Annotated in this window: 13 protein-coding genes; 2 read left to right on the forward strand and 11 right to left on the reverse strand. The window is 67.5% G+C overall.

Features of this window, described 5'->3' with window-relative positions:
- From G6038_RS28770 to G6038_RS28785, 4 genes are all read right to left on the reverse strand, one after another.
- A partial coding sequence (locus G6038_RS28770) for an AAA family ATPase (protein WP_165042078.1) occupies positions 1 to 1,067 on the reverse strand: 1,067 nt, incomplete at its 3' end.
- A 21-nt stretch (positions 1,068 to 1,088) separates the two neighbouring features.
- On the reverse strand, positions 1,089 to 2,126 hold the full coding sequence (locus G6038_RS28775; RefSeq protein WP_165042080.1) for an aliphatic amidase: 1,038 nt from the start codon (positions 2,124 to 2,126) through the stop codon (positions 1,089 to 1,091).
- Between the two features lie 42 nt (positions 2,127 to 2,168).
- Positions 2,169 to 2,807 carry an AmiS/UreI family transporter gene (locus tag G6038_RS28780; RefSeq protein ID WP_165042082.1) on the reverse strand — a complete coding sequence of 213 codons (639 nt, stop codon included), beginning with the start codon at positions 2,805 to 2,807 and terminating at the stop codon, positions 2,169 to 2,171.
- An 80-nt stretch (positions 2,808 to 2,887) separates the two neighbouring features.
- Positions 2,888 to 3,913, reverse strand: a complete 1,026-nt coding sequence (locus G6038_RS28785) for a substrate-binding domain-containing protein (RefSeq protein ID WP_206025794.1) — start codon at positions 3,911 to 3,913, stop codon at positions 2,888 to 2,890.
- 181 nt (positions 3,914 to 4,094) lie between these two features.
- On the opposite strand from G6038_RS28785, the gene G6038_RS28790 reads away from it, so the two are divergent.
- Complete coding sequence (locus G6038_RS28790) at positions 4,095 to 4,559, forward strand: MarR family transcriptional regulator (RefSeq protein ID WP_240918820.1); 465 nt, start codon at positions 4,095 to 4,097, stop codon at positions 4,557 to 4,559.
- A gap of 29 nt (positions 4,560 to 4,588) precedes the next feature.
- On the opposite strand, the gene G6038_RS28795 is transcribed toward G6038_RS28790, so the two are convergent.
- The 3 genes from G6038_RS28795 to G6038_RS28805 all read right to left on the reverse strand — a co-directional run bounded on the left by G6038_RS28795 (position 4,589) and on the right by G6038_RS28805 (position 7,102).
- On the reverse strand, positions 4,589 to 6,028 hold the full coding sequence (locus G6038_RS28795; RefSeq protein WP_165042088.1) for a DUF4185 domain-containing protein: 1,440 nt from the start codon (positions 6,026 to 6,028) through the stop codon (positions 4,589 to 4,591).
- A 145-nt stretch (positions 6,029 to 6,173) separates the two neighbouring features.
- On the reverse strand, positions 6,174 to 6,602 hold the full coding sequence (locus G6038_RS28800) for a VOC family protein (protein WP_165042090.1): 429 nt from the start codon (positions 6,600 to 6,602) through the stop codon (positions 6,174 to 6,176).
- The gene (locus G6038_RS28805) at positions 6,599 to 7,102 is read right to left on the reverse strand and encodes an AraC family transcriptional regulator (protein WP_165042100.1); all 504 of its coding nucleotides are present in this window, start codon (positions 7,100 to 7,102) and stop codon (positions 6,599 to 6,601) included. Before G6038_RS28805 ends, G6038_RS28800 begins: the two co-directional genes overlap by 4 nt.
- Before the next feature lie 191 nt (positions 7,103 to 7,293).
- Between G6038_RS28805 and G6038_RS28810 the strand changes: the two genes are divergently transcribed.
- On the forward strand, positions 7,294 to 8,520 hold the full coding sequence (locus tag G6038_RS28810) for a glycosyltransferase family 87 protein (protein WP_165042092.1): 1,227 nt from the start codon (positions 7,294 to 7,296) through the stop codon (positions 8,518 to 8,520).
- On the opposite strand, the gene G6038_RS28815 is transcribed toward G6038_RS28810, so the two are convergent.
- The 4 genes from G6038_RS28815 to G6038_RS28830 form a co-directional block, all read right to left on the reverse strand.
- Positions 8,490 to 8,819 carry an AzlD domain-containing protein gene (locus G6038_RS28815; RefSeq protein ID WP_102800027.1) on the reverse strand — a complete coding sequence of 110 codons (330 nt, stop codon included), beginning with the start codon at positions 8,817 to 8,819 and terminating at the stop codon, positions 8,490 to 8,492. The two genes, G6038_RS28810 and G6038_RS28815, sit on opposite strands and share 31 nt — an antisense overlap.
- Entirely contained in the window at positions 8,812 to 9,504 is a 693-nt protein-coding gene (locus tag G6038_RS28820; protein WP_165042094.1) for an AzlC family ABC transporter permease, read from the reverse strand. Before G6038_RS28820 ends, G6038_RS28815 begins: the two co-directional genes overlap by 8 nt.
- Positions 9,435 to 9,899, reverse strand: a complete 465-nt coding sequence (locus tag G6038_RS28825) for a WhiB family transcriptional regulator (RefSeq protein WP_346772945.1) — start codon at positions 9,897 to 9,899, stop codon at positions 9,435 to 9,437. The genes G6038_RS28820 and G6038_RS28825 overlap by 70 nt, the downstream gene beginning before the upstream one ends.
- A partial coding sequence (locus G6038_RS28830) for an LLM class flavin-dependent oxidoreductase (RefSeq protein WP_165042098.1) occupies positions 9,899 to 10,265 on the reverse strand: 367 nt, incomplete at its 5' end. The genes G6038_RS28830 and G6038_RS28825, both read right to left, overlap by 1 nt.

Here is a 10,265-nt window from a genome sequence, read left to right on the forward strand (position 1 = left end):
GGGTGGTCGGGGGAGGCTCGGCGGGTCACGCGGATCTCGCCGTCGATGGCGGTGACCGACAAAGTCAGTCGTGCGGAATCGTGTGGCCGATGCTCGAGCACCGCTGCTGCTATCGGCTCGGTCACCAGGTTTCGGATGGTGCGCCGAAGTCCTCGTGCTCCGTATACGGGGTCGAATCCTCGGGTGCATACGAGGGCGACGACGTCGGATCCGATGTCGACCGCAATCGCTCGACGGGCGAGTCGACGTGTGACGATCTCGATCTCCCGGCGCGTCAGTTCCTCAGCCGTTCGGTCGTCGAACTCGTTCAGCACCACCGTGTCGTCGAGGCGGTTGAAGAACTCGGGATCGAAGAATCGTTCCACCGCGTTCCGAACGACGACGCGGCTGCCCTCCGACCGTGGCCCCCATCCTGCGCGGCGAGCCAACCGCGCCCACGGGGCGCGTCTTCTTCGCGCCACCTCGCGGGATCCGAGGTTCGACGTGAGGAACACGTAGCTGTTGCGGAACGAGATCGTGTGCTGGCCGTTGGCGAGCCGCAGTTCCCCGTGGTCGAGGATCTGCAGGAGCGCTCTCAGAACGGTGGTATCTGCCTTCTCCACCTCGTCGAAGAGCACGATTCCCGGGGTGTACGGGTCGCCTTCGATCTTGCTCCTGTCGAACAGTGTGAACGACTCCTTGCTGCCTGCGTACCCGGGTGGAGCTCCGGAGAAGGAGGCGGCGTAGTGCTCTTGGGCGAGCGCGTTCATGTCGATCCGGCACATGTCGTCGGGTCCGGACCGCAACTCCGACGCGACTCGACGAACGAGTTCGGTCTTGCCGACTCCGGTGGGCCCGACGAGGAGGATGTTGGCGAGGGGACGGGTCGGGTCGTGCGCGCCGACCCGTGCCAGCGACACGGCGCGGACGACCGCATCGACCGCGGGCCGCTGCCCGACGATGCCGGCGTTGAGCCGGTGCGACAGCATCGTCGGATCACCCTTGCCGCCGCCTGGGGCGTCGGCCGGTTCCGCGATCTTCACCCGAGTGCGATTCTGGTCGTGGAACATGTCGGTGAGATAGGGCATCTGAGCTCCCGGCATCCGCGGCTACGCCTCGGCGGTCTCTTCGACGGGCAGCGAACCGACTCGGCAGTCGGCCACTCCCACGGTATCTCTCGTGATGGCCTCGACACGTTCCTGAGCCTTCTGAGCATCGGTCACCCACAACTTGTAGAACTCGAACGGGCAGTCCGCGACTCCCTTGTCTCCGTCGCCGGCGGCGTGGACACCTGAGTAGCCGCGGTGCAGCAGCTTGAAGAGGTGGTTCTGCGACTGGTCGTTCTCGCGAGCGTCGCGGATGGCCGAGACCGACAGCTGGGCATACTGGATGCCGTACTCCTCTTCCCCGGTCTCACCGAGGGTGCGTCCGTCGAATCCGATGATCGCCGAGTGCCCGAAATAGGAGTAGACACCGTCGAACCCGGCGGCGTTCGCGACGGCGACGTAGCAGTTGTTCGCCCACGCCATCGCCTTCGACATCAGCACCTGCTGGTCTTTCGCGGGGTACATGTAGCCCTGGCAACGCACGATCAGTTCGGCACCCTTCATCGCGCAGTCACGCCAGATCTCCGGGTAGTTGCCGTCGTCGCAGATGATCAGGGAGATCTTCAGTCCCTTGGGGCCGTCGGTGACGTGGGTGGTGTCGCCCGGGTACCAGCCCTCGATCGGGCACCAGGGCAGGATCTTGCGGTACTTCTGGACGATTTCGCCCCGATTGTTCACCAGGATCAGGGTGTTGTACGGCGGCTTGGCCGGGTGGTCTTCGTGCTGCTCACCGGTGATCGAGAAGACGCCCCACGTGTCGGCCTCCCGGCACGCCGCCGAGAAGATGGCCGTTTCGTCGCCGGGGACGGTCGCTGCAGTCGCGTACATCTCCTGCTCGTCGTACATGATTCCCTGCGTCGAGTACTCGGGGAACACCACCAGGTCGAGTCCGGGCAGGCCCGACTTCATCCCGATCATCATGTCGGCGATGCGTCGTGCGTTGTCGAGCACCCCGGCCTTGTCGTGCAGGCGCGGCATCTTGTAGTTGACCACCGCGACGCCGACGGTGTCGCTGCTGGAGGAGATGTCTCCGTGTCGCATATCGTGCTCCTTCTTCGAGTTCGCCCGGCGCGTTCGCCGGGCTCAGTTGTGGACGGGACTGTATTGGCGGGAAGGCTTTTCGTCGGGACGAGATGATGCAGGGAAGCCGAGCGCAGCGGCGATCCCCACGAGGACGGCGAGGACCAACCCCCAACCGGCCGCGGTGAACGGGGTGGCGTGGAAGCTGCCGGTCAAGGCGAGGAACGCCGGGACGGTACATGTCGGCTGGCTGAGGAGGATCGCAACCCAACCCGTGAATCGGGTGAGTCCGTCGAACTCGAGAGCGAGAACCAGGAAGAACAACGCCCACAGGAACGCCCACGAGAGCCAGATGACCCCGAAGACGGGGTCGCCGACAATGGTGAACGACAACGCCGAGTAGACGAGGGCGGCGACCGCGACGAAGCCGGAGAACCATCCGATGCCCTGCGGCTCGAGTCCGGCCAGGTTCACGATTCCCACGTACAGGTAGGTGAACCCGAACAGATACAGGCCGGATGCGGCCAGAACGTCCGCCGTGTCCCCCTGGGCCTGGATCAGCAGGGCGGTAGGTATGACGCACTGCAGCGCGCCGACGAACAGGTTCAACACTGCGGCCGACCTGACAGGTACGACGGAGAGAAGCATCAACCCGTTGACGAGGAGGACCGCTCCCACGTACAGCAAACCGACATTGCCCACCGGACACCTCGCCTTACTTCCAAATGGAACTGTTTCGAATGAAAGTAGTGTCCGGCGCCACACATGTCAACGAGTGTTCGTCAGAACGCCGTGAGAACCTCGAAGTCGACGCCGTCAGCGATGGACAAGTGAATCCTCTGTCGAGCCACTCCATTTCGGAACTCGACCGTGCCTCGTGGTCCGTCGAACGCAGCCCCGTCCACCACGTCGTCGAGATCGGCCGTATCCGCCGTTCCAGCGCGGGCCACGAGATTGGCCAAGGTGTTCATGCCTTCGTAGCACGACTCGGCGGCATTGTTCAGCGCGGGCGCGTGCGGCCCGTGCATCGCTACGTACCCGGTGAGCAGATTCATCGAGTCGGCGTCGACCAAGGAACGGAAGTAGGCGGCGGCGACGTAGAGGTTCTTCGTCGCCGCCGGCCCACTCGCAAGCAGCATGTTCTCTTCCATGAGAGGGCTGAACCGGACGACCCGGTCGGCGAGTCCTCGCCGCGCGAAGGCCCGGTTGAACTCGACAGCATCCTGGCCGACCAGGAGCATCACCACCCCGTCGCACCGAGAAGCCGCGACCGCGTCCACGACATGTTTCATGTCGGCGCGCCCGAGGTCGACGAACGACTCGCCGACGATCTGCAGGTCGAACTCGTGCGCGTACATGCGTATTGCACCGAGAGAACCGCGGGGCCATACGTAGTCGTCCCCGACGACGAACCAGCGACGCGTCCCTACGTTCTCCCGCAACCATTTCAGCGCAGGCGCGATCTGCTGCGCGGGGGTTTCGCCGCAGCAGTAGACGCCACCGCGGCTCTCGCCTCCCTCGTAGAGGGAGGTGTAGGCGTACGGAACGCGGCCGGTCACCACCGGGGCGATGGCATGACGCACGGACGAGATGTGCCAGCCGCTGACCGCATCGATCGAACGAGTGGACACAAGACGACGAATCTCGGTGGCGATCCGCCGAGGGTCGCCACCTCCGTCCACGATCTGGACACAGACCTCGCGGCCGAGGACGCCTCCCGACGAATTCAGGTCGCGCGCCGCCAACTCGCTCACCGCTTCGCAGGACGGGCCGAACAGACCGGCCGGCCCCTGCAGCGGTACCACCATGGCCACACGCCACTGTGACGCGCGTGCACGATCGAGCAACGCGCTCACGTCGATGCCCTCACGGCACCGCGGGCCACGACCCGCATGTAGGCTATCATTTCACTTGGAAGTATTATTGGTGAGGCGCGAACTATGCAATAGCTCGGGGGCTGTCATGTCGGACAAGGGTGTTGCCACATCGATGGAAGCATCTGCGACGACCGCGCTCGTCCTCGCCGCACGCCTCGCCGCGCAGTCGATCGAGACCGTCCTCTCGTCCGACGAGCTCAACATGGACCACTTCCTCGTACTCGAGGCACTCGCAGTCCGGCCGGGACTGACGATGGCCGAACTGCGCGATCGGACCCAGACCCCGGCGCCGACACTCACTCGGGTCGTCGACCGCCTGGTCTCCGTCGCGGCGGTATACCGCGAGGTCGATGCCCACGATCGCCGGAAGACCCGGGTCTATTTGAGCGTGCGGGGCAAGAAACTCTTCGACCGTCTCTCCGCGTCTGTTCGCGACGTCGAGCAGGCATGGCCGGGACCGCTTCCCGGTGGCCTACCCGGTGATGTGCACCCGGTCCTCGCCGCGTTGGAGGAGGCTTCCGCTCGCGAGCCTCGTGACCGAATGTCACATGGGTTCGATCCAATCGACCCCATGTGACATTCGGTCCGGGCACATGTGCGCGCGGGTCAGCGCTCGATCCTCGCCCGCAGCAGGAAGGTGTTGTAGTCCGACCACGTCGAGAGCATGAAGTACAGGTCCTCGTCCGTCGACCACGGATGGACGAACCCGCCGTACAGCTCCGGGTGCTGTTCCACGCCGACCAGCCGCGTGCTCTCCGACCACACCCCCTGAGGCGACCCGGCCTCCCGCACGACGATCGCGGCCTTGGCGGTGTCCAGGTACGTCATCTGCCAGCGGTCCGCTGCGGCGTCGTAACGCACGGACAACTCCCCCGCGGGGCCGTGCACAACCGGCGTCGCCGCGGTGTATCCGCCGACGGGGGTCCAGTTTCCGTCGCGCCAGTACTGGTAGGCGCCCGGCTCGAGCACCCGGTCCTCGGGCACCCGGGCCAGCGCCACCGCCCCGAGCCGGGTATTCGGGGTGCCGAACAGATACACGTACCCGTGTGCCGGCACCGCCGCGGCCACCTGGAAGTCGGTGACACCGAAGATGTTGTCCCACTTGGCGTACGGATCCTTGGTCCAGGTGGAACCGCCGTCGTCCGAGTACGCGATGCCACCGTGGTTGGTCCACCACGTGCCGGGAATGCTGTTCCAGGTCCGGATGGACATGTACGTCAGGTACTGGCGGTCGCCGATCGCGAAGCCCGACGTCGGGATCGTGGTGATCTCGACGTTGTCGAGCTTGCGGCTGCCGAGGATCTCGGCGGCGTGGCACCGCGAGTCCTGCACCATCGAGTCGAAGCTCATCCCGTCGGCGAGATCGCGGTCGGTGGAGAAGGCCAGCACGTTGCTGCGCCAGTCGCCGCCCTGCCCGCCCGGCGGATGGAAGCCCTTGCCGACGGTGTCACCGAACGCGACGGCGATCCGGCCGGGCTCCGACTCCCACATGATGCCCAGATCGGTGCCGTACACCTGCCAGCGCTTGTCGGTCCGGGTGACCGATCCGGCGCCCGTCTGCTTGGCGACGGTGGAGACCTCGACGACCCGCGGAGCCGGGAGCGCGGGCGCCTGCGGGGCGGGCTCGATCGGCGGGGTCTCGGGCGCCGGAAGCGGCGGCAGGGGCTCGGCCCCCTCGCCGGGCACCGGGATGCCGAGGTGGAAGGGACTGGGCTTCAGGGCGATCCGGGGAAAGACCGGATCCGGGGTGGCCGGCTCGTCGGTCAGGTCCGGGCACGGATCGGTGCACGGGTCGACCGGTAGCGGCGGCGGATCGATCCGTACGGACTCCGGTTCCGGCGCCGGGTACGGCACGGTGGTGATCACCGGGTACGGCACCGGGATGTCGAGGTCCTTCGGGATCAGCGACTCGTGCTGCCACGTGTCGCTCGCGCACGGGCCGCTGCCGGGTACCCCGTCCGTCGCGGGCTCGGCGGGTGCAGCATGTGCCGGCGTCGCCGCCAGCACCGCAGCGAGCAGCGCGATCACCGGCGCCTGCCGTGTCATGGGTTCCCTCCCGTGCGTCACCGTGCCGGACGGCCCGGCGCCGCACAGGAGGGTACCGCCGGTGCGTCCGGGTGGCCTCCCCACGCGGATCTGCGTCTTTATATCCCTCTCTCGGGAAAGTGCGAGAAAGCCGGAGAATTCCGAATCAACGGGACTCGTCGGGCGTGTACTGGCGGGGCTCCACCAGCACGAGCCAGTTTCCCGAGTTGTCCCGGAACACGGCCTCGACACCGTAGGGACGCTCGGACGGCGGCTGGGTGAATTCGACCCCCTTGGCCGTGAGCTCCTCGTAGGTCCTGTGGCAGTCCGTGGTGCGGAGCCCGAAACCGCCCATGGAGCCGTCGGCCAGCGCGCGGCGAACCGCCTCGGCCATGTCCGGGCCGAGGGGCGGGCCGGGCACCATCAGCGTCACCTCGAGTTCCGGGTGGTCCGGGTGCGCGACGGTCACCCAGCGGAAGCCCTCACCCATCGCCACGTCGGCGGTCTCCACGAACCCGAGCGTGTCGAGGTAGAACTTCTTCGCCTCGTCCTGATCGGTGACATAGAGGGTGAAGAGGGAGATGTTGGTGATCATGGCGTGTCCTCCGGGTCGGTGGTGCGGCACACCTCGACCGTAGATCGACGGGAGCGGTGCGGGCTTCTCCGAAATTGCGCAGTTCGACGGCGGTCGCTCAGACCGTGCATGAACACCCAGCAACCCGGGATGCGGGGCGCCCCGGGCTCGGCGAAGGCGGCCTGATACTCGGTGGGAGTGACACCGACCAGCTGACGGAACCGGGTGCCGAACGACCCGAGACTGCTGTACCCGACGAGGTGACAGATCTCCGTCACGGTCAGGTTCGTCGCACGCAGCAGGTCCTGCGCCCGCTCGATGCGACGCTCGGTGAGGTGGACCCCGGGCGTCCTGCCGTACACGGCGGTGAAGCAGCGGAGGAAGTGGTACTTCGAGACCCCCGCGGCGGCGGCGAGCCCGGCGAGGTCGAGGGGTTGCGCGTACTCCCGGTCCGCAAGATCGCGGGCGCGACGCAGGTGCGGCAGCAGCTCCTCGGGCTCGACAGGAGTTTCTGTCCATATCTAGGAGACGACGTAGAGATCGCGATTTCGTCTCGACTGCATGCTGCACGCGTCGCACGGAATCGCTCGAACCGGACAAACCGGCCGGAAACGCGATGGGAGACCAGGCAACCCACGTACCCGGCCCCGAAGACAACGATTGTGTAACGTATCCGGGAGGTTCCTGTCCCGACAAGCGGAGGTGATCGTCCGTGCTGCTGTCCGAAGTTCGTGCCCGGCCCGGGTACTCCCTGCTCGTGGGGGTGGGGCTGGTGGTCACGGCAATCGTGATCGGTGTCCACCTCGAGAACGCCGTCACCGGATACCTCATGGACCTGTCCGTCTTCCGCGACGCGGGGTGGGCCTTCCTGCACCACACCCCGCTCTACACCGAGGGCTTCCACACCAACTCGGGCTTCCGGTTCATCTATCCGCCGTTCGCGGCGTTCCTCTTCGCTCCGCTCCCCATGCTGAACGCGACGTTGATGCAGGTGCTGTGGACCGCAGGGTTGATCGGCCTGGTGTGGTGGGTGCTGAAGGTCTCGCTCGACCGCATGGACGTCCGGCGCGCGAACCTGGTCGCGACCGCCGCGCTGGGCGTGGCGCTCTGGCTCGAACCCATCCGGTCCAACTTCCTGTTCGGGCAGATCAACATCATCCTCATGGCTCTGGTCGTCGCCGACGTCCTCGGCGTGATCCCGCAGCGGTTCCGCGGCGTCGGGATCGCGCTCGCCGCCGCGGTCAAGGTGACCCCCGCCGCTTTCGGTGTGCTGTTCCTGCTCCGTCGAGACATGCCGTCCGCAGCGCGCGCCTTCGGGGCGTTCCTCGCCGTCGCGGGCTTCGCGTACTGGCTGCGCCCGGAATCCTCCGTGTACTTCTGGACCACCGAAGCCTGGGCCACCGACCGGGCCGGCGACCAGCACTTCTTCCGTAACCAGGCGCTCAGCGGCCTGCTCTCCCGGCTCGGCCTCGAGGGCCATGCCTACACCGCGGCGTGGCTCGCGGCCGTCGCGCTCGTCGTCGTAGCGGCGCTCTGGGCCGCCCACCGCTTCACCCGGGCCGGCGAGCACGTCGTCGCCCTCGGGGTGATCGCGCTGGCGACCCTGCTCGCAGCGCCCATCGCGGTCACGCACCACTGGGCATACAGCGTGCTGCTCGTCGCGGTCGCGCTGGCTCCGCGGTACCGCTCGTGGTTACCCGTGCTGCTGCCGGCCACGCTGGTCTTCCTCGTCGGACCCAACTACCTGCTCGAGGACACCTCCACGCACGGCTGGGTCGAGTCGGCCATCCAGCAGACCCTCGGCAACGCGCAGTGCGTCACCGGTCTCGCGGTCCTCGTCGCAGCGGTCGTCGCGGCACGTTCCCGCCGTCCCGGCACGGTCCCCGCACCGGTCGACGCTCGCACCGCTCAGCTCCAGAACGCCCCGGCCAGGACGTAGATCGCGGTTCCGGCCACGGTGCTCAGCGCCGCGCTGCGGCGCCACAGGTGCACCGCGACGGTTCCCGCGAGGCCCAGCACCGCCGGTAGCCACGTCGCCGGCCCGACGTCGCGCAGGGTGTACATCACCAGGATGACCATCACGCCGGCCGGCATCGCGGCGCCGAGGTAGCCCACCACGTCCGACTCCCGCAGCCGGGCGAGCGCGGCGAACGGCGCCGCCCGCAGGCCCACGGTGACGAGGAACATCACGATCAGGGCAGCGACGACATAGCCGGCGCCCGGTACCGGCTCAGGCACGGGCCACCTTGTTGCGGTAGACGAACCGCAGAAGCAGGCACGCGACGAACAGTCCCAGCGAGATCACCAGCATGCCGTCCTTCGACACGGCCGCCCCGACGAGGCCGCACACCACCGCGAGGGCCGAGGCCGGCAGGTCCCGCCCGAGGCGGAAGGCGTCGAGCGCGAGCACGGCGAACAACGCGGTGAGGGCGAATTCCAGGCCCGACAGCCCCGCCGGCAGCGCCGCACCGATCAGGGCGCCGGCGGTCCCGGAGACGACCCACAGCAGCTGGCAGGTCGCCGCGACGCTCAGCATCCGCGTGCCGGTCAGCTCGTCGCGGCGCTTGGTGGCGACGATGGCATAGGTCTCATCCGTGAGGGCGTAGACACCGTACGCCCGGCCGAGCCGGCTGCGGATCTTCTCCAGGGGGAACGACAGCCCGTAGAACACGTGCCGGAAGTTCACGAGCAGGGTCGCCGCGGCGATCGACGCCACCGGCGTCACCGCACCGATCAGACCGACGGCGAGGAACTCCATCGAGCCCGCGTAGATCACCGTCGAGAAGACGGGCGCCCACCACCAGTCGAAACCCGCCTGCGTGAGCACGACCCCGAATGCGAGGCCGAGCGGGATCAGGCCGAGACCGACTGCCCAGGAGTCGCGGACACCCGTGCGGATCTCGGAGAGACGGCCACTTGCCATGGCTCCAGGCTATGAGGTGACCTTCTCGCCCTACGCAGCAGGATGCGGCGCTCCTCTTCCGACATCCCGCCCCAGATACCGTGCCGCTCCCCGGCCTCGAGCGCGTGCCGGAGACATTGTGTCAGTACAGGGCAGGTCTGACAGATTCGCTTCGCGGCGCGGACGCGGTCGGTGCGCGCCTCGCCTCGCTCGTTCTCCGGATGGAAGAACGTCGCAGCATCGGTGTCCCGGCAGGCGGCCTGCAGCTGCCAGTCCCAAGACTCCGCGATCGCCGGGGGCAAGGTCAACAGCTTGGGCGCGGGCATAGGTTCTCCCTTCGTAAGGCGGCTCCGCCGCCGGTGTGTCCTTCGGGCGGTCGGAACAGCCCGAAGGACACACCGGCGGCGCAGCCGCATCAGGCCAACGCACGCAGGCGCGGCGCCAGGTCACGCTCGAACAACTCCAAAAAGCGCCGCTGATCGTGCCCCGGCGCGTGGAACACCAGATGGTTCAGCCCGGCGTCGACATACGCCGCGACCTGCTCGACCGCCTCGTCCGGATCCGACGCCACGATCCACCGCTTGGCCACCTGCTCGATCGGCAACGCATCGGCCGCCGCCTCCATCTCCATCGGATCGTCGATCGAGTGCTTCTGCTCCGCCGACAGCGACAACGGCGCCCAGAACCGGGTGTTCTCGAGCGCCCGCTCCGGATCGGTGTCGTAGGAGATCTTGATCTCGATCATCTTGTCGATCCCCGCCACCTCCCGCCCGGCCTTGCCC

The organism is Rhodococcus sp. 14C212 (genome assembly GCF_011058195.1).
Lineage (GTDB): Bacteria > Actinomycetota > Actinomycetes > Mycobacteriales > Mycobacteriaceae > Rhodococcus > Rhodococcus aetherivorans.